Origin of the sequence: Corynebacterium tuberculostearicum (assembly GCF_016894265.1) — a bacterium.
Classification (GTDB): Bacteria; Actinomycetota; Actinomycetes; order Mycobacteriales; family Mycobacteriaceae; genus Corynebacterium; species Corynebacterium tuberculostearicum_D.
In genome coordinates this window covers 1,340,999-1,363,395 of record NZ_CP069791.1, presented here as the reverse complement: position 1 = coordinate 1,363,395, position 22,397 = coordinate 1,340,999, and the positions used below count along the sequence as shown (strand labels likewise).

Here is a 22,397-nt window from a genome sequence, read left to right as displayed (position 1 = left end):
AATTCACAGGCGCTCAGCAGGACTTATTCCCGCGCCTATTGCATAGGCCTATTTGCATAGTCTGCGAACCGACAGCGAGATGAGAGCGAAAAGAATTCGCGAGATTACTGCACGCTATAACTCGCCCATGAAAACGAAGGACTCCCCCAGCACACCGTGGCGCACGTACGTGGCACCCGATATGCAGGGGGAGCTACAAGCTTAGCTACTACTTCTCACCCAACAGGGCGTCGACGAAGCCTTCAACCTCGAATGGCGCGAGATCATCGGCGCCTTCGCCCAAGCCCACAAGCTTGACTGGTACGCCCAATTCTTCTTGTACCTGGAAGACGATTCCGCCCTTGGCAGTACCATCCAGCTTGGTAAGAACCACACCGGTGATATCTACTACCTCGCGGAAGATTCGTGCCTGCGTAAGGCCATTTTGCCCCACCGTGGCATCCAATACCAGCAGGACCTCGTCCACATCGGTCTTCTTCTCCACCACGCGCTTGACCTTGCCCAGCTGGTCCATCAAGTCCGTGGAGGTGTGAAGGCGGCCTGCGGTGTCGACCAAGACCACATCTACTTGCTGTTCCACGCCGGTTGCTACCGCATCGAAGGCTACAGATGCTGGGTCGGCACCTTCCTTGCCGCGCACGGTATCGGCGCCAACGCGGCGGCCCCACGTCTCAAGCTGATCAGCGGCCGCAGCACGGAAAGTATCGGCAGCACCCAAAAGGACCTTGTGGCCCATGGATACCAGCACGCGAGCAAGCTTGCCGGTGGTTGTGGTTTTGCCGGTGCCGTTCACGCCGACGACCATGACGATGGCTGGCTTGCCCTCATTCGGCATAGCCTTAATGGAACGATCCATCTCTGGGTGGCCTGCTTCAATCAGGCATTCGCGCAGCATAGCACGGGCTTCATCCTCGCTGGAAACGCCGCGCTCTGCAATCTTCTCGCGCAGGGAATCAGTCACCTTCATCGTGGACTTGGTACCCAAATCCGCCATGATGAGCGTATCTTCAACTTCCTCCCAGGCATCTTCATCCAGATCGCCTGCGGACAAAATTCCCATAAGCCCCTGGCCGATGGCATTTTGCGAGCGCGAAAGGCGGCCACGCAAGCGGCCAAGACGTCCACCGGCGGGTGCGATATCATCCTGCGGAGCTGGTGCTGGGGCAGGCTCACCCGTTGGAACTTCGGTCTGTTCCTTGGCGGCTTCTGCTGCACCGGTTTGTGCCTCGGCAGCAGCTGCGGCCTCTTCGGCTTCCTCGCGGTCGTCCACTCGCTCTTCGATGTCTTCGGCATCATTGTCTTCAACAACCTCGTCGAAGACTGGGGACTCCTCTTCTACCTCGGCATTTTCCACGGAGACAACGTCTTCTGGATCTTCTGCCTTTTCGGCAGCTGCCGGCTCTTCTGCCTTGGGTGCAGCTTCTGGCTGCTCAGCTTTTTCTGGGGCACGGTCCGCGTGCGATTCTTCGCTTTCCGACGCCCCAGCTGCCGCACCCGCTACGCCTGCCGCGCCAGCAGCAGCCGCGGCCGCAGCGCCAGTTCCCTTGGACTGTGGTTTATCTGCCTTATCAGCGGAAGATTCTGCCGCTTGCTTCTTCTCCTCCGCTGGCGCTTGGGCCTGGGCCTGCTTAGTAGGCTCTGCCGGCTTGTCGGTCTTCGCCGGCTTCCGCTGCTGTTGTGCCGGTTTGGTTTCTGGTTCCTCTGCCACGGGCTTTTCGGCCACAGGCTTGTCGGCCACGGGCTTGTTTGCCGCGGCATCGGCCGTGGGCTGAGCAGACTGTGGCTTATCAGCCTGCGGCTTAGCCTGTGCCTGCGGCTTTTCCTTCGGCTGCGAGGTCTTGCCGCTGAGCTGCTCATTGGCGATGTCAGTAGCATTCGGTTCTGCAGCGTTCGGCTCTGCCTTAGCTGCCTGCTGTGCTTGAGCCGGCTTGTCCGCCTGAACCGGGGCTTTCTGCGCTTCCTTAGCGCCGCCAGCAGGAGCGAAGTTAAAGCCGGACTTGGCTTGATAGTTGCCGGACTTTTGCTCCTGGGTCAGCTGCTTCGGTTCTTCCTCAGCAGGCTTATCAAAGGACACCTTCTTGGCGTCGCCGCGCTTTTTGCCGATTACCACGAAAAGAATAATCAGCACGATCACGACGATCGCAATGCCGATCCATAACCATAAAGAATTCATGCCTCTATAGTGCCAGTCTTCTCAGCTCGCGGCACGTCAAACCCCCTCCTATAGCGGAAGGGGGCCTGCGGGAAGTCGGAAAACCCAGGCTACTTCCCCGCCTCGTCACCACGAGGAGCATCTACGCCCAAGCGAGTGGCATCCTCGCTGGCTTGCTCCGTTCCAGGAGCGCTGCCTGCGGGATTCATGCGCTGCGAAATCACGCGAGTAACACCATCGCCGCGCATGGTTACGCCATAAAGGACGTTGGCGACATCCATCGTCGGTTTTTGGTGCGTAATGACGATGAGCTGCGAGTCTTTACGCAGCTCCTCAAAGAGGGCAATGAGGCGGCGCAGGTTGACGTCATCAAGCGCTGCCTCGACCTCGTCCATGACATAGAACGGGCTGGGGCGGGCGCGGAAGATAGCTACCAGCATGGCAAGCGCAGTAAGCGATTTCTCGCCACCAGATAGCAAGGACAGTCGCTTGACTTTCTTGCCCGGTGGGCGCGCTTCCACCTCGATGCCGGTGGTGAGCATGTCCTCTGGCTCTGTGAGGATAAGGCGCCCCTCGCCACCGGGGAAAAGGGTCTGGAAAACCTTTGGAAATTCTGCTTCGACGTCGTGCCATGCATCTGTAAACAGTTGCAAGATCTGCGCGTCTACATCCTCGATAACGCCCGCCAGATCTTTGCGGGCTTGGATGACATCCTCTAACTGAGTGGAAAGGAAGGAATAGCGCTCCTCCAAAGCCTTGTATTCTTCCAGCGCGAGCGGATTGACCTTGCCTAGTGAATTGAGGTCCTTTTCTGCTTGCTTCAAGCGCGCGTTTTCCGCTCCGCGGTCGAAATCTTCGCCTGGAGTGTAGTCCTGCAGGAGATCCGAAATCGCAATGCCCAGCTGTTCCACGATCTTGGCTTCTGCTTCGTCCACACGCACCTGCGCCTGGGAGCGAGCAATTTCCGAGTCATGGGCGCGGTTGGTCAGCCGGTCCAGCTGCTGCCGCGCGGCCGAGACGTGTTGCTTGACCTGCTGCAGCTGCGAGTTTAAGGAGGTGCGCTGCGCAAAGTAGTCATCGCGCTCAGAGGTAGCGCGCTCAAGCAGCTGCGTAGCGCGCGCGGCCAGATCGCGTGAATGCTTGGCTACCGCACCGGCCAATTCTCCCTGGGCCTTGCGCCGCGCCATGGCCTGCTCATGGCGGGCCTTGGCTTGGCGTTCATGCTGCGCTTGACGACGCAACGCCTCACCCTTCCCTGCTACCTGACCCACGTGGTCTTGGGCCGAGCGGGCTGCCACCTGCGCCTCCATTTCCATGGACTTGACCTGCTCTAATGCTGCGGAGGCCTCGTCGCGCTCCACCGAAGAGGGCTCGTCGGGCTGCTCGTCCGCATCGACGCGGGCGAGCCTATCGCGGGCGTCGGCAAGCTGCGTGCGGGCCTCAGTGAGCTTTACCTCGATCTCGGTCGCCCGCGCTGCGGCCTTCTCGTGCTCGTTCTTATTGGCCTCGTACTGCTTGAGCAGGCGCTGATGATCGCGCTTCCACGCATCGACTTCAGTATCATGCTCGCGCAAGGCAGCCTTCGCCGAGGCTGCAGTCACGCGGGCATCCTCCGCCGCGATCTTCGCGCCCTCGAGCGTGCCGGATAGTTCTTCCAGCTCCTGCGTGGCGGATTCCAGCTGCTCCTCTGCCTCCGCGATGCGGGCGGAAACCTCGACGGTGGATGAGGCACCGGTGCCTACTTCTACCCAACCTTCACCCAGCACCACGCCGGATTCGGTGACGGCACGCAGGCGGGGGTCCTCTGCCACCAGCTTTTTCGCCTCCGCGACATCGGAGACGAGCACGACATCCGCAAGGAGGCGGTGCAGCGCGGCAGATACCTCTGGAACCACTGCAATGTGGTCGAGCAGCCACGAGGTGCCTGCGGGCAAAGTCGCATCCACGCGCCAAGAGGTGGCGGGGGCGGCCACGGAGACGTCGATAAGCGCGGAGCGCGTGCCCTTTTCTAAATCTGCAATTAGCTGGGCAGAAATCTCGCCGGCCTGGGCCTCTGCAAAAGCACCCAACGCGGCAGCTACCGCGGTCTCGTACTTGGTGGTAATGAACTCGGCCAACGGTTGGAAATGCTCGCCTACCTCAATCTTTTCCGGTGCGGTCTGGACCAAGGTATCGATGCGGGAACGCAAGGTATAGACAGCGCGCTCACGCTCGCGCTGCTCATCGCGAAGCTGCTCCAAACGCTTATCGGCCGCGCCCGATTCACTGGCCGCCCGCACATGGGCTTCCTCGAGCGGCTCACGCTCGCCGGCCAAAGACTGCAGCTTATCCGCTACCTCATCGGCCTCCGCCTGGGCAGCTTGGGTGCGCTGCTTGGTAGAAGTCAGGGTCTCCTCTTGCCGCGCCAGCTCCTCTTCTGCCGAAGTAACCTGGCCTGCCGCCTTTTCCTCTGCGGCGATGAGGCGAACGACGCCCTCGCGCCTATCCGCAATGGCACGCAGCTGCGCCATGTGCTCGCGCTCAGCGGCCTCGAATGCTTCACGGCGCTCTGCTACCTCTTCGCGGATAGCCTCCAAGCGTTCCGCAGCTTCCTCCGCCGCGGCGAGAAGCTCTGCATGTTCTTCGTCCGCGCGGGCAGCCCGTGCCTCTAGGTCATCCGGGTCCTGGCCAGAATAGGCCACCTGTGCGCCGGCATTGGACGCTCGTTCCTCCGCGATGCGCTGGGTGGCGGAAATGCGCTCGGACAGCGTGGACAGGTCGAACCACAGCTTTTGAGCCGCCTCCGCCTTGGGGTTTACCTCTTCCAGTTGGGCTTCCACTTCTAACTGAGAACCCGTTGCTTCTTCCAGCTGCGCGGTAACTTCTTCTACTTGCTCGGCCAAAACCTCGGCCGCGCGCTCGGCCTCCTGAAACTTGCTGCGCAGGCGCACCACCCTATCGCCTGCCAAGTGCAGGCGGGCGTCGCGCAGATCAGCCTGCACAGTGGCGGCGCGCTGCGCGGCCTCAGCCTGGCGGGCCAAAGGCTTGAGCTGCTTGCCCAACTCATCAGTAAGGTCCTGCAGGCGATCCAAATTGGCCTGCATGCCGGTAAGCTTGCGCTGCGCTTTTTCCTTGCGGCGGCGGTGCTTAAGCACACCCGCGGCCTCTTCGATATACGAGCGCCGATCCTCGGGCCGCGATTCCAGGATCTCAGAAAGCTTGCCCTGGCCGACGATAATGTGCATCTCGCGGCCAATACCGGAATCAGATAGCAGCTCCTGAATATCCATCAGGCGCGCTTTGGAGCCATTGATTTCGTATTCGCTGGCGCCATCGCGGAACATGCGGCGGGTGACCGACACTTCCGAGTATTCGATTGGCAGCGCACCGTCCGCATTATCGATGGTGAGGGTGACCTCGGCGCGCCCCAGCGCTTTGCGATCACCGGCGCCGGCAAAGATGACGTCCTGCATCTTTCCGCCGCGCAGCGTCTTGGCGCTTCCCTCACCCATAACCCAGGCCAGGGCGTCCACCACATTGGACTTGCCGGAGCCATTCGGTCCGACGACGGCGCAAATTCCGGGCTCGAATTTCAGAGACGTCGCCGACGCGAATGATTTGAAGCCTTTCAGCGTCAGCGATTTCAGGTGCATTTGGGTAAGTTTAGCAAGTCTTGAACGCAGCTGCCCAGCCGAGCCTGGAGGCTAGATTCGGCGGGCTTGTGCTGCGAGTTAGCGTTCAATGAAGCCAGATTCGCCCTTAGGGGCAGCCCATTGTTCGACAACCAGATCCACCGTTCCCGGACGGCGGGTGGTACTCGGCTGCTCATTGAGGAGTCCCAGCAGTTCCTCGCATTTCTCCCGCGGACCTTCTGCTACCACCTGCACCCGGCCATCTCTCAGATTGGTGGCATGCCCACGCAAGCCGAGCTCAAGGGCACGGGAGCGCGTCCACCAGCGAAAGCCCACGCCTTGGACGTGCCCATGGACAAAAGCGGTCATTCTTTCCTGTGCCATGCGGCCTCCCTGATTTCTAATAGCGGTCGTGGTGTCCCTTATCGCGCAACACGCGGCGATCCTCCTCGCTGCGGCGAGTGACAGGATCCGATCCGTCCCAGCACTCTACGCCCTTCAGCTCCGGCATCATATCGCGGTGGAATACCGGGTCAATGCCGTGGCTGCGCTGCTCGTTGTAATTCTTGAGCAGCTTAATCGCCACACCGGATAGTGGCACGATGGCGATGATATTGAGGATCACCATGGTTGCCGCACCGGTATCGGCCAAGGCAAAGACCAGCGGCAGAGAGCCCACTGCGCCGAACCAGACGAAGAAGAGCACGACAAGGCGGAAAATTATCAGCGCAAGCTTGCTTTGGGTGAGGTACTCCAGGTTGGATTCCGCCAAGTAATAATTGCCCAGGATGGAGGAGAAAGCCAGGAAAAAGAGGATGAAGCTGACGAAGTGGATTCCCCACTCGCCCACCTCAGAAGACAAAGCCGCCTGGGTCAAGGAGACGCCTTCTGCTTCAGCGCCGTAGGCAATCTCCGGCCCCAGCAAGATGATAAAGGCGGTGATGGTACACACCACCAAGGTGTCGAAGTACACGCCAAGGGTTTGTACCAGGCCCTGCTTGACCGGGTGGGAGACTGCCGCGGTAGCCGCTGCGTTCGGAGCAGAGCCCTCACCAGCTTCGTTGGAGAACAGTCCGCGCTGAATGCCCTTCATCATGGCCGCGCCGAGACCGGCGCCAGCGATTTCCTTAATACCCAGAGCGTGGCCGACAATATCGCCAATCATTCCCGGCACCTTGTCAAAGTTGGTGATGACTACAAAGCCGCCGATAAGCAGGTAGGCCACCGCCATAAAAGGCACGATGATCTGGGTGATATTGGCAATGCGGTTCACGCCGCCAAAGATGATGAGGCCCGCAACCACGGCAATAACAACACCGATGATGGAGCGGAACATGGTGTCATCGCGGTCAAAGGAGAAAGACACCGCATCCGCAATGGCGTTGGTCTGAAAGGCGTTGTAGACCAAACCAAAGGTAAAGGCGATAGCGATGGAGAAAAGCGCGCCAAGCGGGCCCCAGCCCAAGCCGCGTTTCATGTAGTACGCCGGGCCGCCGCGGTATCCATCACCATCGCGCACCTTCCACAGCTGCGCCAGGGTGGACTCGATAAATGCAGTTGCACCACCAAGGATGGCGATGAGCCACATCCAAAAGACAGCACCTGGGCCGCCCACGGAAATAGCCACGGCCACGCCGGCCACATTGCCGGTGCCAACGCGGGAGGCGGCCGAGATGGTAAAGGCCTTGAAAGCAGAGATGCCGCCATAGTCCTCGTCCTCATCGCGGCCCTCCCCCTTGGGTCGCTCGACGACGGCGCGGAACATATCCGGCACCATGCGCACCTGCACCAAAGCGGTACGGATGCCGAAGAATAGGCCCGCCGCGATGAGCAGCCAGGGCAGAATCCACGACCAGACGCCGTCATTAAATGTCGTTACGACATTTTCAAGAAAATCCATGCAGAATAATTTACTGCCTTGAGGTTCACAACGTGAACCCCATGCGCCATAACTTATTGACAATGGGGGCAGAAATGGGTGGATCGTCCTGAAATTACGCAGCGCTCCAAGGGCGTTCCACACCGCCGACAGGGCTGGCCAGCCCGCCCATACGCGGCCAGGGACCGCGAGAAGTATCCCGATTCACCATTCACGTTGACGTACAAGGAATCGAAGCTCGTGCCACCCACTTTTAGGGCGGCGGTCATGACCTCTTGAGCCGCTTCGAGCAGGGCTACGGCATCCATTTGGCGCAACGTCGATGCCCTTTTGCGGGGCGGAATCTGTGCCGCCCACAGGGATTCATCGGCATAGATATTGCCGATTCCAGAAGCCAAGGTTTGATCCAACAGTGCAGTCTTTACTGCAGTCTTCTTTGCCCGCAGGCGCCGGGCGGTTGCCACAATGTCGAAATCTGGTTCCAACGGGTCAATGCCAATGTGCGAGATCTTCGCCCACGGTGCATAGAGCCAATAGCCAAAGGTGCGCTGGTCTACAAAGCTAAGCTCTACCCCACCGCTTAGCTGAGCGCTAATGCGCAAATGCGGCGAATCGGTCGTGCCGATTCGAACCTGGCCCGACATGCCTAAGTGTATGAAGAGCACGTCGCGGTGGGGATCCATGGAATCTTCGCCCACAAATTCCAGCCACATGAACTTTCCCCGCCGAGCCACAGCGGCGATCTCTTTGCCTTTTAGGAGACCGGGAAGTGGCGCATCTTGGCCACGGTTGGCACGCGGGTGCAGGACGCGCACAGACTCAAAAGTCCGCCCCACCACGTGGGGCTCCAGACCCCGGCGGACGGACTCGACTTCCGGCAGTTCCGGCATGCTTAGCCTTCTTTATGCGCAGTGCCCTGCACCAAGAGAGGAGTCTCGCGCAAAGTCTGGCAGGCCTCCTGAGCTGCTTGCTGCTCGGCCAGCTTTTTATTGTGGCCCACTCCATTGCCCACGGTCAGACCAGCGACGGTAGCTACCGCGTTAAAGGTCTGATCATGTTCTGGGCCAGTGGAGGTAGCCGAATAGACCGGCATCGGTGCCTTAAGCTCGGCGCACAGCTCCTGCAAGGTGGTCTTCCAATCCAGGTGGCGACCACTCACGGTCGCATTGTCGATCTTTTCTGCAAATAGGCGCAGGATGACTTCTCGCGCGGTTTCGAATCCATGCTCGCGGTAGATGGCGCCAAAGATTGCCTCGGTGGTATCGGCAAGGATGGAATCCTTATCGCGTCCACCAGTGGACTGCTCGCCCTTGCCCAGCAAAATGTGCGGGCCGAGGTTTATCTCACGAGCGATATCCGATAGGCCATAGCGCGAGACGATCGAGGCACGCATCTTGGAAATATCCGATTCCGGACGAGAAGGATAAGTGATGTAGAGCTGGGAGGCCACCGACAGGCCCAGCACCGCATCGCCCAGAAACTCCAAGCGCTCGTTATTAGGCAAATGCCCATTCTCATTGGCAAACGAGCGGTGAGTAAGCGCCAAACGCAGGTGTTCTGGCTGCAAGTCCACGCCGAGCGATTCCAACAGTGGGCTGTGGTCTACTGCAGCAAATTCGGCTGCCAGTGCCTCTTCCCCGGTTAGCTTCTTTTTGCGGCTCATAGGAACTTCTCCAAACCAGCCCAGCGGGGATCGACCTTGTCTTCCTCTTCTTCGCCAGAGATACCGGTGGTCACCCCTTCAGGCGTGTCAATCTCACAGCCGTCCTCACACACCGGCGCGAAGGGAAGGTTGAGGCCTGCCTCATCGATCACGGCCTGCAAAAGGTCCAGCTCATCATCCTCGATCTCCGGAATCTCATCTCCGGAACCTTCATCATCGGCTGCAGGATCATCGCCAGAGACAAAGGAGTCATCGGCGGCAAAGACCTGCGTGACGTGGAGATCCAGCTGCGGGTGCAGTTCCTTCAAGCAGCGGGAACATTCCCCGGTTAGCCGTCCGGATACGTTGGCGTCCACCAAGACACCTGCACCTAGAGGGGTTAAGGTGGCGTCTACGGTGAGCTCCTCGCCCTTCGGAATGGCGATCATCTCGACGCCGATCCTCTCAGGTGCGGGGCCGGTCTGGGTGCGTTGCTCCGGCAGTGCGTCAGCGCCTTGGGCGTTCAACAATTCGCCCACATCGAACTTCAATGGTGATGTCATAACACTAGGTAGTCTACCTTGCCCCGCAAACTCCGCCTAGCGGCCAGCACAGGCAAACTTTCTGTCAAGAGTCTGTCGTTTAAAGTAAAAGGGCCTATGCCTTTCCGGATTAGCCTTTTCCCAAGCCAAAGCCGTCTTTAGTGTGGAGGCATGACTTACCACTTGGCGCTAGCCTCCACGGATCCCCGCAGCATAGCACTCGGATTCGCCGTGTTTAGCTGCCTTCCTGCCGCGGTATTAACCATTGCCGGCACGCTCGTGCACGCGACTCCACGGCCGGACCGTTCAGGAATCTATGGTGCTAGTGGGATTCGCCTCTTTACTGCACTCATCTGCAGCATCATTGCTGGTTTGATAGCTGGCACCATCCTGGTATTGCCCACTGGCATAGACCTTTCGGTGCTTACCGGCGCACTCATCTTTTCCCTAAGCGCAGGCGCCATTACCTGGTTCTCTCGGGAGACCATTCCCACGGCGCTTATTTCTGTAGGCACCATGCTAGTTGCCACAGGTGCTCTCGTAAGCGTGTGCGCCGTGTGCTTTCCGCAGAATTTCAGCGATAATGCACTGACGTCATTATCTTCCTATTTCTTTACCGCACTCGTTGCATTCCTTTTCCCTGGATTAGTAACCACAATCATTGCAGCATGTATGGCCGTCCAATCCGCCGCACCTGCGCGTCTCACATCAGGGAAGGAAAGCAGTGCCACGTCCACACACACGCCGTCAACAGCTGCTCCCCATGCACCGAATGTGGCAGTGCCCACCACACAGCCTCGCTCCCGCGCAACCTCCTGAACTGCCCGAGCTGGTAGGAAAACAAAAAGGCCCTGGTGGGTGGACAGACGGTGTACGACAAACCGTCTGTCCACCCACCAGAGCCTTTGGCCGTGCCTGATATAAGGGACTAAACCATCCCTCACCCCTCAAGCTCCCTAGCCCGGGTACCTCCGGGAAATGAAGCTTAAGGGCAGAAAGAATTTAAAGGTTTAGCGCTCGTTATAGCGACGCTCGTAGTTCTCGCCTTCTGCGTAGCGGGAGCCGCCCGCAACACCGCCGGCACGACTCGAGGGCTGGTAGTCGCCGCCGCGGGAACGGACCCCGGCACCGCCGCGCAGTGCAGAGCGGTCGGAGCTTACGGTGCGCAGCAGCCCATTGAGGGTGGTTTCAAATTCGCTTAGCTTGCCGTCTACAAACTCATCGCATTCACTGCGCAGACGGTTGGACTCAGTGTGGGCGGACTCCACGATGCGGTGTGCTTCCTCATCAGCGCGGCGCACAACTTCCGATTCCGAAACCATACGCTCTTGCTCGGCACGGCCTTCTGCCACGGAACGCTCATATTCATCATTGGCCTGAGCGATGGTGCGGTCTGCTTCCGCGCGGGCCTGCTCCACCATGGACTGAGCGCGAGCTTCAGCATCAGCCACTAGCTTGGCGGCATGCTGTTCTGCGTGGGACACCGTAGCATCCGCCTCCTCGCGAGCATGGCCCACGATGTCATCGGCCTGCGCATTAGCGTCGTTGATCGTCTGATCCGCGCGCTCTTCGGCGCCGTGCAGGATTTCATCCTGCTTATCCAAGACATCCTGCGCGTCATCAATCTCAACGGGCAGGGCGTTACGGAGGTCGTCGAGAAGCGCGAGCATTTCATGGCGCGGAACCATGCAATTAGAGGTCATGGGGAGGCTATGGGCCTCTTCCAAGTGCTGGACTAGTTCATCTAGGGACTCAAAGACACGGTACATGCTGCGAATTTTACATGCCCTCACGTGCCAGACGTGGAGGCCACGCACCGAGTGTGTACTGAGGATTTACCCTCCAGTGCCGACAATCGCCTTCCACCCGCCCACTCACACAATCTATGGCGCGTATTTACAGCACAAGCTCCCCTTCTCCACTACACAAAGGCAGCGCAGAAGCGGAGCTAAAAAGGAAAAAGCGAGCTACTAAATCACGCCCTGTGCCAGCATGGCGTCCGCTACCTTCTTGAAGCCAGCGATATTCGCGCCGGCAACGTAGTCGCCTTCACGGTCATATTCCTTAGCTGTGCTATCGATGTTTTTAAAGATATTGGACATGATCGCATGGAGGCGATCATCGGTGTACTCAAAGGACCAGGAGTCGCGGGATGCGTTTTGCTGCATTTCTAGCGCGGAGGTAGCAACACCACCAGCGTTGGCGGCCTTGCCCGGCGCGAAGTTGATCTTGGATTCTTGGAAGATGTGGACCGCCTCTGGGGTAGACGGCATATTAGCGCCTTCGGCTACGTAGCGCACGCCGCCGTCAACGAGCTTTTTTGCGGATTCTCCATCGAGCTCATTTTGGGTGGCACATGGTAGAGCTACTTCTGCCTTTACTTCCCAGATATTTCCGCCTTTGTGGAATTCCACTCCGTTTCCAGCCTCTTCGGCGTAGGTGGAAATACGTTCACGGCGGTTTTCCTTCACGTCCTTGAGCAGTTCAATGTCCAAGCCATTCGGGGTGGTGATGTAGCCGGAGGAATCAGACATAGCCACCACGGTGGCGCCAAGTTCTTGGGCCTTGGCTGCGGCGTAGATGGCCACATTGCCAGAACCGGAGACGATAACCTTGGCGCCGTCGAAAGACTCGCCGTGCGTCTTCATCATCTCATTGGTGAGGTAGACCGTGCCAAAGCCCGTGGCCTCAGTACGAACCAGGGAGCCACCCCAGGTCAACCCCTTGCCGGTGAGGATGCCGGATTCGTGCTGCGTGGTTAGGCGGCGGTACTGGCCAAAGAGGAACCCGATCTCGCGGCCGCCGACGCCGATGTCACCGGCCGGCACGTCGCGGTATTCGCCAATATGGCGGTGCAGCTCCGTCATAAAGGACTGGCAAAAGCGCATGACCTCTACCTCGGACTTGCCCTTGGGATCAAAGTCAGAACCGCCCTTGCCGCCGCCAATGGGCAGGCCGGTCAGGGAGTTTTTGAAAATCTGCTCAAAGCCGAGGAACTTGATGATGCCCAGGTTGACCGAGGGGTGGAATCGCAGGCCACCCTTGTAGGGGCCGAGCGCGGAGTTGAACTGAACGCGGAAGCCGCGGTTGACCTGGATGTCGCCATTATCGTCGATCCATGGCACCCGGAAGATGAGCTGGCGTTCAGGCTCGCACAGGCGCTCCACCAGGCCGTAGTCCGCGTACTGCGGATCCTTTTCCAGGACAATTTTCAGCGAATCCAGGACCTCAGAAACCGCTTGGTGGAATTCTGGTTCTCCCGCATTGCGCTTGAGCAATTTGTCGTAGTACTCAGAGATTTGGCTATCTACTGACATGGTGTGCATTCCATTCTGTGGACTTGTAAGAACAGATACCAGTTTCCTATCACACTACCGATAATGCAAGCAGGTTCGAGGGTCTAGGTAGATACGTAACCCCTTTTACCAGCGACAATAAAGATAGATATTTTCTGTAGTCCGTTCGAATCTTAAGCCGCGCAGTGCCCCATCGCACACGGGCTTTATAATTGCGGGCATGCATATTGTCGTCGCCCCAGACTCGTTTAAAGGCACCGCCTCCGCGCCCGAGGCCGCATCCAGCATTGCTATGGGAGTGCGCCAAGCGCTTCCCGACGCCACGGTGACCACCCTGCCCATGGCCGATGGCGGCGAAGGCACCGCCGCTGTCCTCGCACAGGCGGCAGCGGCCGGTGGACAATCCGCCGAGACCATTACCCTGCCCACTACCGACGCCATTGGCCGATTGACTCAGGCAAGCTATGCCCTCGCCGGAACCACTGCGTTCATTGACGTCGCCGCTGCCACCGGGCTGCCCGCCGTGCAGGACAGCCTTGATCCGCTCCACGCCGATTCCTATGGCACTGGCGTGCTGATCGCGGACGCAGAAACACGTGGCGCTACCTCGATCGTGCTGGGATTGGGCGGCACCGCCAGCATTGACGCCGGGATGGGCATCCTCACCGCACTCGGCGCCGCCGCGCACGATGCCCGCGGCTATGCCCTGCCCAAGGGCGGCGCTCCCCTCGTTCAGCTCGACCACATCGATACAGCGCAGCTCAATATCAAGGCGGGCATGCTCGACTTCACACTGCTGGCAGATACCCGCGCTACCCCAGTGCAGGCGGCAACCATGTACGGCCCCCAAAAGGGAGCTCAAGGCGAACAAGTAGCGCTGCTGGCCGGCGCCATGCTCCAAGCCTGCGAGGTTACCGGCACCGATGCAGATTCTGCATATTATGGCGCCGCGGGTGGCCTTCCCATTGGCCTGTCCTGGCTCTCGCGCACCCTCTGGGACTCAGACGAACACGTGCGCGTCCTATCCGGCGGCACGCACGTGGCCGCAGCGCTGGGCCTTCCAGAAAAGATCGCTTCGGCCGATCTCGTCATTACCGGCGAGGGCCGCTTTGATGAACAGTCTCTGACCGGCAAGGCAGTCGGAACCATCACGGATCTCGCCCGACAAGCCGGAACTCCCGTGGGCATTATCGCCGGCTCCTTCGAGCATGACACCGACGCCTACTGCGCTCGCCTTAGCCAAGAAGGCTCGTTGGCCCAGCAGCTAGCGGCGGCCGCCGGGGACATCGTCAAGCAGCTCTAAGGCCGAATGGACAGCGACCACGGGAAGATGGCGGGCCGCTCATGCGCCAGCTCATCTTCTAGCAATACGTGGTCCTTGGGCAGCACTGCATGCGGGGTTAGAAGGCGCGAGAGCACCATGCCCAGCTGGTTGACCGAGCCACTCACGCCCGCCACCGCAATGTCATAGCGGTGCACGCTCGCGTCCTCAAGGTCACGGTCCTCATGCTCGTCACGATAATTTTGCCGCAGCTGCTCTTCCAACCCCTCTGGAAACTGCGGCGCCTTGGGGCGGGTAACGTCAGCTGAGGAAAGCGAACCGCTCTCCACCAGCTTGTCAGTGGCGGTGGTAAAGATTTCCGCGACGCGCTCTGCTTGCGCGTTGGGAACCAAAACATCAAATTGAATAACCGGCATAGCGCCAACCCTACCCAATCCCTAAGGTGTGAAACCATGTCTGATTCTGCCCGCATCGCCCAGCTCGTCAATTCCCAGGAGGCCGATCTGGAGTGGCAACAGGACTTTTATGAGGACCTGCACCGCCACCCCGAGCTTTCGCATGAAGAGGAGCGCACCGCCGGTCGCATCCGCGCCAAGCTCGCCGATTTTGACTGCGAGGTAGTAGAAAACATCGGCGGCTTTGGCATGGTCGCCATCTTCCGCAACGGCGATGGCCCCACTGCTTTGCTGCGTGCGGACTTTGACGGCCTGCCCGTGGAAGAGGCCACCGGCGTGTCCTATTCCGCCACTAATGGAAAGATGCACGCCTGCGGGCACGATATGCACACCACGGCGCTGCTGGGTGCCTGCGCGCTTCTCGACGCCTCCCGAAGCTCCTGGTCCGGCACCTTCCTCGCCCTTTTCCAACCGGCCGAAGAATCCTCCGTGGGGGCTAAGGACATGTTGGCCGATAACCTCATCGAGCGCGTGCCGCGTCCCGATATTTGCCTTGGCCAGCACATCATGCCCGGCCGCGCCGGCACGGTGCGCCACACCGCAGGCCCCATCATGGCTGGCTGCGATTCCCTGCGCATCCGCGTCTTTGGAAAATCGGCCCACGCTTCCATGCCCCATAACTCCATCGACCCCACCTATATCGCGGCCATGATCGTCACCCGCCTCCAAGCCATTGTGGGCCGCGAGGTCGCCCCGCACGAGTTCTTTGTCATCTCCGTAGGCGAGCTTCACTCCGGCGATAAAAACAACATCATCCCCGACTCCGCCGAGCTGGTACTCAATACTCGCTACTATGATCCCGCGTTGGCAGAAAAGGTCTACCACTCCCTCGAACGCATGGTTAAGGCCGAGTGTGTCGCCTCTGGAAGCGAGCAGGACCCTACTTTTGAGTACTACGCGCACGGCGAGGTCACCGATAATGACGCCGCTGCCCATGCCCCAATAGGCGAGGTTTTCGACGCCGCTTTTGGCTCCGATTCAGTCATCGCGGCCCCCTCCACCGCTTCCGAAGACTTTTGCTACCTGCCGCAGGCGTGGGGGGTGCCTTATGTCTTTTGGCACATCGGCTGCACCCCGGAAAATGAGTTGCAGGATCCTCCGGTCAACCACCAAGCAACCTTCTTGCCTGACTATGCCCCCACCGTTTATGCCTCCACCCGGGCAGCATACGGTGCGGCGTTGACCTACTTGGCCACGCCCTAGGTGCCCGAGACGCGTCTTCTCATTCCCCCGCCTGCGGCGCAGGGCCAATGCTATTAAGCTGGCAGGCGTTTCGTGACTCCCCACAAACTTAAGGTTGAAAATGAGCCAGCCACGGCATTCTGCTTTCGAATCCACTGTTCCCTCCCATGTCCGCGCGGCCTCTGGCGTGAGCCCGCACAGCGCTTCCAACCGTAAGTTCTGGTCGGGCCTCTCCGGTGCCGTCATGGAGCAGATTGCCGATAATTGGGAGCGCACCCGTGCTGCCTACGCGGAAACGCGCCAACAGCACTACTTCTCTGCGGAATTCCTGCAGGGACGCGCGCTGCTCAATAACCTCACCAACTTGGGTCTTGTTGACGATGCCAAGGCTGCGGCCAAGGCAACCGATCACGAGCTGAGCGATGTCCTCGAAACCGAGCATGATGCCGCGCTCGGCAACGGCGGCCTCGGACGCCTTGCCGCCTGCTTCCTCGATTCCGCTGTCACCCAGGACTACCCCGTCACCGGTTATGGCCTGCTCTACCGTTACGGCCTTTTCCGCCAGTCCTTTGAGAATGGCTTCCAGAAGGAACAGCCTGATGCATGGATGGAAAACGGCTATGACTTCATCATCCGCCGCGCCTCCGAGCAACGCCGCGTCCACTTCGATGACATGGATGTGCGCGCCATTCCCTATGACATGCCTATCACCGGCTACGGAACCGATAACGTAGGCACGCTACGCCTGTGGAAATCCGAGCCCATCGATGAATTCGATTACGACGCCTTCAACTCCCAGCGTTTTACGGAGGCCATTGTCGATCGCGAGCGCGTCATGGATATCTGCCGCGTGCTCTACCCCAATGACACCACGTACGAGGGCAAGGTACTGCGCGTGCGCCAGCAGTACTTCTTTGTCTCTGCCTCCCTGCAGACCATGGTGGATAACTACATTGACCAGCACGGCGAAGACCTCACCGGGTTTGCGAAGTATAACTCCATCCAGCTCAATGACACCCACCCCGTACTTGCCATCCCGGAGCTGCTGCGCATCCTGCTCGATGAGCACGGTCTGAGCTGGGATGCAGCCTGGAAGATCGTCACCGAAACCTTCGCCTATACCAACCACACCGTGCTGGCGGAGGCGCTGGAGAGCTGGGAGGTGTCCATCTTCCAGAAGCTGTTTTGGCGCATTTGGCAGTTGGTGGAGGAAATCGACCGCCGCTTCCGCGAAGATATGGCCCACCGCGGTCTGGATCAGGGCCGCATCGACTACATGGCGCCGGTATCCAACGGCCACGTGCATATGGCCTGGATCGCCTGCTATGCCGCCTACTCCATCAATGGTGTCGCCGCCCTGCACACGGAAATCATCAAGGCCGATACGTTGGCCGAATGGCACGAACTCTGGCCGGAGAAGTTCAATAACAAGACCAATGGCGTCACCCCTCGCCGCTGGCTCAAGATGTGTAATCCCCGCTTGGCGGAACTGCTTACCCAGCAGGCAGGTTCCGATGCGTGGGTTACTGATCTCACCCAGCTTGCCCAGCTCGCCGAGAAGGCAAACGATACAGTTCTGCTGCGCGAGCTCATCGCCATCAAGCAGGCCAACAAGCGCGACTTTGCTAACTGGGTAAAAGACCACCAAGGCGCCGACGTTGATCCCGCTTCCATCTTTGACGTACAGATTAAGCGCCTGCACGAGTACAAGCGCCAGCTGATGAACGCCCTCTACGTCCTCGACCTCTACTTCCGCATCAAAGACCAGGGCGAGACGGTGCCGAAGCGCACCTTCATCTTTGGCGCAAAGGCCGCACCGGGCTACGAGCGCGCCAAGGCGATTATTAAGCTCATCAACAGCATCGCGGAGCTAGTCAATAACGACCCAGATACCAAGGACATCATCCGCGTCGTTTTTGTGGAGAACTACAACGTCTCCCCTGCCGAGCACATCATCCCCGCCGCTGATATCTCAGAGCAGGTCTCTGTAGCCGGCAAAGAAGCCTCCGGTACGTCCAATATGAAGTTCATGATGAATGGCGCGCTGACATTGGGGACCATGGATGGTGCCAACGTAGAAATCGTAGAGGCAGTCGGTGAGGACAACGCCTATATCTTTGGCGCCCGCAACGAGGAGCTTCCTACGTTGCGCGCCGAGTACAACCCGGGCGAGCTTTACCAGAGCGTGCCAGGCTTAGCCCGCGTGCTTGATGCGCTTGTCGACGGCACCTTGGGCGCCGAAAATGCCGGCATCTTCGGCGACCTGCGCTCCTCACTTCTCGATGGTTACGGGGAGCACGCCCAGGACCAGTACTACGTCCTCGGTGACTTCGCCGACTACCGCGCTACTCGAGACCGCATGGCTGCGGACTATGAGGAAGACAACCTTGCTTGGGCTAAGAAGGCGTGGCTCAATATCTGCTATTCCGGCCGCTTCTCCTCTGACCGGACCATCGCGGACTACGCGAACGAGGTGTGGAAGATCCAGCCCACCCCGATTTCCTCACGCTAAGAAAAGGTCCTGTCCTTCGCTTTCGTGGCGGAGGGCAGGACCTTTTGGCAAGGCGCTGTGCTCAATTCTGTTTAGCGCAGGCCCATGCGCTTTAGCTGCTCATAAATGGGTTGCAAGTCAATAGTGAGCACACCCATTTGCGTAGCCAGGAAGCCGAGTCCACCGACGACGGCCCCCAGGATTCCTAGGCCGGTAGCGAGGCCTGCGGCAAAGCCCTTGCTACTACCGTCCTTGCCTTCGCCATCCGAGGGATTAGCAGTATCTCCCGGCTGTTCTGGGTCACCAGCGGAATCGGTGCCATCGTTCCACCACTCGTCAAAGACCAAATTTGCCACCAAAGTGTTGTCGATGTATTCACCGCGCACCGAATCGGTACCGGAGGTACGGGCCATAATGTCCTCCGAGCCGGCCCCTTTGAAGAAGAACGGCACTAGCTGGTTGGTGTGCTGCCCGGAGTACCAACCGTGGCGGGCAACCTTGCCCTTTTCACCTTCCATAGCATTGAAGCGGTTGTCCGCTTCAGGGTTGTCTTCTGTAGGCACCTCATTCGCACCGGAGAGATAGCCAGTCTCGTGGTCCGCGGTGACAACGAGCAGAGTATCTTCCCACGAGGAGTTCTCCTCCACCCACTTAATGGCGGCGTCAACCGACTTATTGAAATCCTGGGTCTCCTCGATATCGCGCACTGGGTTATTTCCGTGGCCGGCCCAGTCGATGGCACCGCCCTCAATCATGATGGAAAAGCCATCCTCGTCCTGTCCCAGCGCATTGAGGGCGCCAGTCGTCATGGTGGGGAGATCGACGACGTCGTTAAGCTCGTCCGAGTATGGAGCCTTTGCCTCGCTCGAGCGGGAGTTCTGCAACGTGGAACCTACCTGCGCGATACCCCAATACTTCTGCTACGGCTTGACGTCACCTTGCGCCATCTTCTTGAAGTCATCGTTGGACTCGAAGTAATTCCAGTCGGTCTCGCCTCCGGAAAGCTTGGCGTAGTCGTCCTCGTACATGAAGATATAGTCGGGAGTATCGACCTTCTGGTGGTCATTATCGTAGAACGGGTGGCCAGCGGCCATGACCAAGTCGAGGGCGCTGCCGAGCATCTCACGGCTAATGTCCTGCAGCTTATCGCGGTCCTTGTTGTGCGCGGCCCACGCCGCCGGAGTGGCTTCGGAATAGAGAGTGTCTGATGGTTTGTGTGTGGGTACCTAACCTGCATGAGGAGATGGACCAGAATGACTACTGTGGCGAGACGAGATCCGGCTGATAAGGCCAAGATTGATGCGATTGAAAAGAAGCTTCTTGCTAACCCTGAAATCGCGAAGCTGATTGATGACCTAGGCACGTCTACAACGGATGCCAACGACCTGGTTCGCGGCATGTTGCAAGCCTCGATTACCAGGGGACTCAACGCTGAAATGGATGCCCACCTGGGCTACGAGTCTGGCGACAGGAGCGCTAAAGCTGCAGCTAGAACAGACAATCACCGCAACGGGTCGTATCCAAAGACCGTGGATTCTAACTACGGGCCAGTTACCGTTGATGTGCCGAGGGATAGGGCTGGCACATTCTTGCTGACTATGGTCCCTAAAGGCTCGAGGAGATTGACCGATGTCGATGACATGACCGTTAGCTTGTACGCCGGTGGGATGACAATTAGGGACATCCAGCACCATATGGCAACGGCGATGCGTGTTGATATTTCCCATGAGACGATTTCCGCAGTCACCGATGCCGTCCTCGATGAGGTCATGGTCTGGCAAAACCGCCAGCTAGACGAGTTCTACCCGGTCATTTTCCTGGACGCGCTGCGCATTAAAATCCGCGATGGCGGCCTAGTGGTCAATAAGTCCGCGTACATGGCAATCGGCGTGGCTCCCGACGGTATCAAGCACTTTTTGGAATCGTGGATTGCCAAAGAAGAAAGCGCTTCATCCTGGGCGCAGGTATGCGCCAATCTTTCCAATCGTGGGGTCAAAGACGTCTTTATTGTCTGCTGTGACGGGCTTAAAGGCCTGCCAGAAGCAGTTGAGGCAACGTGGCCGAACTCTATGGTGCAAACCTGTATCGTGCACCTGATTCGTGCCGCTAACCGGTGGGTAGCCTACGGCGATCGACGGGGTGTATCGGCGGCGTTGAAAAAGATTTACACCGCCGCAGACGAGTCCACAGCCCGTGCTGCTTTAGACGAATTTGAAGCCTCTGAATTGGGAGAAAAGTATCCACGCTCAGTCAAGGTCTGGCGAGATGCTTGGGCTCGTTTCGTACCGTTTCTGCAGTTCCCACCAGCGGCCAGAAAGGTTATCTATACGACGAATTCTATTGAATCATTCAACAATGAACTGCGTAAAGCTACCCGCAACAGGGTGCAGTTCACCAACGATGAATCAGCGCTCAAGACGCTGTGGCTGATGATCTGCAATATCGAAGACAAACGAGCTGCCAAGAGGGCGAAGCAGGGCAAACGAGTCTCAGCGACAGCGGCAGACTCATGGAAGGAGCCCGAGTTTCCGGCTGGAAACAAGCCATTAACCAAATGGCCGTGGCCTACCCCGACCGCTTCGACAAATATCTGTAAAACTAGCCCCACACACAAACAACTTGACACGCTCGAAAAAGATTTACACCGCCACGGACGAGTCCACAGCTCAGGCTGCCTTAGACGAATTTGAAGCCTCTGAATTGGCAGAAAAGTATCCACGCTCAGTCAAAGTCTGGCGAGATGCATGGGCGCGTTTCGTACCGTTTCTCCAGTTCCCACCAGCAGCCAGCAAGGTCATTTACACGAAGAATTCGATTGAATCATTCAACAATGAACTGCGGAAAGCTACCCGCAACAGGGTGCAGTTCACTAACAATGAATCAGCGCTCAAGACGCTATGGTTGATGATCTGCAATATCGAAGACAGACAAGCTGCCAAGAGAGCGAAGCAGGGCAAACGAGTCTCAGCGACAACCGGCAGACTCATGGAAGGGACCCGAGTTTCCGGCTGGAAACAAGCCATTAACCAAATGGCCGTGGCCTACCCCGACAGCTTCGACAAATACCTATAAACCTAGCCCCACACACAAACAACTTGACACCCTCCGAACAAGCAAGCATTGATAGATGCAGGTCTGCACTACATTTTGTCGGTGAAACCCCACCGTGCCTGAGGTGATTGAAACCTGGCGGCGGGAAATCCCTGGTGAAGCCTACGCCCACGGCCAGATCTGGACACAAGCCTCGGCAAGCGATGCGCGCAAACACACAACCCCGAATACGGTGACCCACTTCCAGTACTCCTATGATCGGGCCAGACGCGGCCTGCGCGGAATCAAAGAGCAAGTCGCAAAAGCCAAACGCGCTGTTGACGGCGAAATCGCCATTAAGCGCAACCGCTATTTCGATCTTTCCACCCCGAACAAGAAGGTCAACTACGCTCTTGCTGCCAAACACCGAGCCCTAGCCGGAATTAAAGGCTATGAAACCGACCTGACCGCTCTTCCCGCCCAGGAGGTTATCGGGCATTACCGCAGGCTATTCCACATTGAAAATGTCGTATCGGATGTCGAAATCAGACCTGAAAGCACGCCCAATCTATGCGAGGAAACAAAACTCGATCACAGCACATCTCAATATTGTGATGGCAGCACTAGCCGTGACCCACCTGATGGAGACCCGCAGTGGTCACTTCATCAAACGCCTCGTGAGAACACTCAAGAAATACCGCAGCTTTCAACTCGTCGTTGGCGGCGAAACCATTCACGCCGCCGTACCATTCCCGCCCGACCTCACTGCCACCATCCAAGTAATCACCGGCCGCGAACTTCCGCACAAAATTGGCCTAAGTCAGGTTAGAAGGGA

The 22,397-nt window shown here is 58.6% G+C and carries 16 protein-coding genes and 3 pseudogenes; 7 read left to right on the top strand and 12 right to left on the bottom strand.

Features of this window, described 5'->3' with window-relative positions:
• Positions 1-208: 208 nt before the first annotated feature.
• The 7 genes from ftsY to I6J28_RS06540 all read right to left on the bottom strand — a co-directional run bounded on the left by ftsY (position 209) and on the right by I6J28_RS06540 (position 9,847).
• Positions 209-2,173: a signal recognition particle-docking protein FtsY gene (gene ftsY, locus I6J28_RS06570; RefSeq protein WP_204608475.1), complete on the bottom strand. Its 1,965-nt coding sequence runs from the start codon at positions 2,171-2,173 to the stop codon at positions 209-211.
• Positions 2,174-2,262: 89 nt separating this feature from the next.
• A complete protein-coding gene (gene smc / locus I6J28_RS06565; RefSeq protein ID WP_204608472.1) occupies positions 2,263-5,784 on the bottom strand; it encodes a chromosome segregation protein SMC in 3,522 nt (1,173 codons plus the stop codon).
• Between the two features lie 78 nt (positions 5,785-5,862).
• A complete protein-coding gene (locus I6J28_RS06560; RefSeq protein ID WP_204608469.1) occupies positions 5,863-6,147 on the bottom strand; it encodes an acylphosphatase in 285 nt (94 codons plus the stop codon).
• A gap of 16 nt (positions 6,148-6,163) precedes the next feature.
• Positions 6,164-7,663 carry an alanine/glycine:cation symporter family protein gene (locus I6J28_RS06555; protein ID WP_204608466.1) on the bottom strand — a complete coding sequence of 500 codons (1,500 nt, stop codon included), beginning with the start codon at positions 7,661-7,663 and terminating at the stop codon, positions 6,164-6,166.
• A 53-nt stretch (positions 7,664-7,716) separates the two neighbouring features.
• Complete coding sequence (gene mutM, locus I6J28_RS06550) at positions 7,717-8,532, bottom strand: bifunctional DNA-formamidopyrimidine glycosylase/DNA-(apurinic or apyrimidinic site) lyase (RefSeq protein WP_204608463.1); 816 nt, start codon at positions 8,530-8,532, stop codon at positions 7,717-7,719.
• 2 nt (positions 8,533-8,534) lie between these two features.
• A complete protein-coding gene (gene rnc, locus I6J28_RS06545; RefSeq protein ID WP_204608460.1) occupies positions 8,535-9,305 on the bottom strand; it encodes a ribonuclease III in 771 nt (256 codons plus the stop codon).
• Complete coding sequence (locus I6J28_RS06540; RefSeq protein WP_204608457.1) at positions 9,302-9,847, bottom strand: YceD family protein; 546 nt, start codon at positions 9,845-9,847, stop codon at positions 9,302-9,304. The genes rnc and I6J28_RS06540 overlap by 4 nt, the downstream gene beginning before the upstream one ends.
• A gap of 150 nt (positions 9,848-9,997) precedes the next feature.
• Between I6J28_RS06540 and I6J28_RS06535 the strand changes: the two genes are divergently transcribed.
• A complete protein-coding gene (locus I6J28_RS06535; RefSeq protein WP_204608454.1) occupies positions 9,998-10,645 on the top strand; it encodes a hypothetical protein in 648 nt (215 codons plus the stop codon).
• 191 nt (positions 10,646-10,836) lie between these two features.
• On the opposite strand, the gene I6J28_RS06530 is transcribed toward I6J28_RS06535, so the two are convergent.
• Both I6J28_RS06530 and gdhA read right to left on the bottom strand, forming a co-directional pair.
• Positions 10,837-11,595, bottom strand: coding sequence for a DivIVA domain-containing protein (locus I6J28_RS06530; RefSeq protein ID WP_200435476.1), 759 nt, complete (start codon positions 11,593-11,595; stop codon positions 10,837-10,839).
• A 201-nt stretch (positions 11,596-11,796) separates the two neighbouring features.
• Complete coding sequence (gdhA, locus tag I6J28_RS06525) at positions 11,797-13,143, bottom strand: NADP-specific glutamate dehydrogenase (RefSeq protein WP_204608452.1); 1,347 nt, start codon at positions 13,141-13,143, stop codon at positions 11,797-11,799.
• A gap of 199 nt (positions 13,144-13,342) precedes the next feature.
• On the opposite strand from gdhA, the gene I6J28_RS06520 reads away from it, so the two are divergent.
• Positions 13,343-14,425 (top strand): glycerate kinase, encoded by a 1,083-nt coding sequence (locus tag I6J28_RS06520; RefSeq protein WP_204608449.1) that lies wholly within the window; start codon positions 13,343-13,345, stop codon positions 14,423-14,425.
• On the opposite strand, the gene I6J28_RS06515 is transcribed toward I6J28_RS06520, so the two are convergent.
• Entirely contained in the window at positions 14,422-14,820 is a 399-nt protein-coding gene (locus tag I6J28_RS06515) for a hypothetical protein (protein ID WP_200435473.1), read from the bottom strand. The genes I6J28_RS06520 and I6J28_RS06515 overlap by 4 nt on opposite strands.
• 36 nt (positions 14,821-14,856) lie before the next feature.
• Here I6J28_RS06515 and I6J28_RS06510 point away from each other — a divergent pair, with 36 nt between their 5' ends.
• Both I6J28_RS06510 and I6J28_RS06505 read left to right on the top strand, forming a co-directional pair.
• Positions 14,857-16,062, top strand: a complete 1,206-nt coding sequence (locus tag I6J28_RS06510) for an amidohydrolase (protein WP_204608448.1) — start codon at positions 14,857-14,859, stop codon at positions 16,060-16,062.
• Between the two features lie 100 nt (positions 16,063-16,162).
• Positions 16,163-18,553: a glycogen/starch/alpha-glucan phosphorylase gene (locus I6J28_RS06505; protein ID WP_204608446.1), complete on the top strand. Its 2,391-nt coding sequence runs from the start codon at positions 16,163-16,165 to the stop codon at positions 18,551-18,553.
• Positions 18,554-18,624: 71 nt separating this feature from the next.
• Here the strand turns inward: I6J28_RS06505 and I6J28_RS06500 are convergent, their stop codons facing one another.
• Positions 18,625-19,416: an alkaline phosphatase gene (locus I6J28_RS06500; protein ID WP_239454569.1), complete on the bottom strand. Its 792-nt coding sequence runs from the start codon at positions 19,414-19,416 to the stop codon at positions 18,625-18,627.
• A 36-nt stretch (positions 19,417-19,452) separates the two neighbouring features.
• Entirely contained in the window at positions 19,453-19,653 is a 201-nt protein-coding gene (locus tag I6J28_RS11760) for a hypothetical protein (protein WP_239454568.1), read from the bottom strand.
• A gap of 132 nt (positions 19,654-19,785) precedes the next feature.
• Here I6J28_RS11760 and I6J28_RS06495 point away from each other — a divergent pair.
• From I6J28_RS06495 to I6J28_RS06485, 3 pseudogenes are all read left to right on the top strand, one after another.
• Positions 19,786-21,128: pseudogene (locus tag I6J28_RS06495) on the top strand (IS256 family transposase).
• A 41-nt stretch (positions 21,129-21,169) separates the two neighbouring features.
• Positions 21,170-21,604: pseudogene (locus I6J28_RS06490) on the top strand (transposase); the annotation flags it as partial.
• Positions 21,605-21,640: 36 nt separating this feature from the next.
• Positions 21,641-22,368, top strand: a pseudogene (locus I6J28_RS06485) (IS1634 family transposase); the annotation flags it as partial.
• Positions 22,369-22,397: the final 29 nt, after the last annotated feature.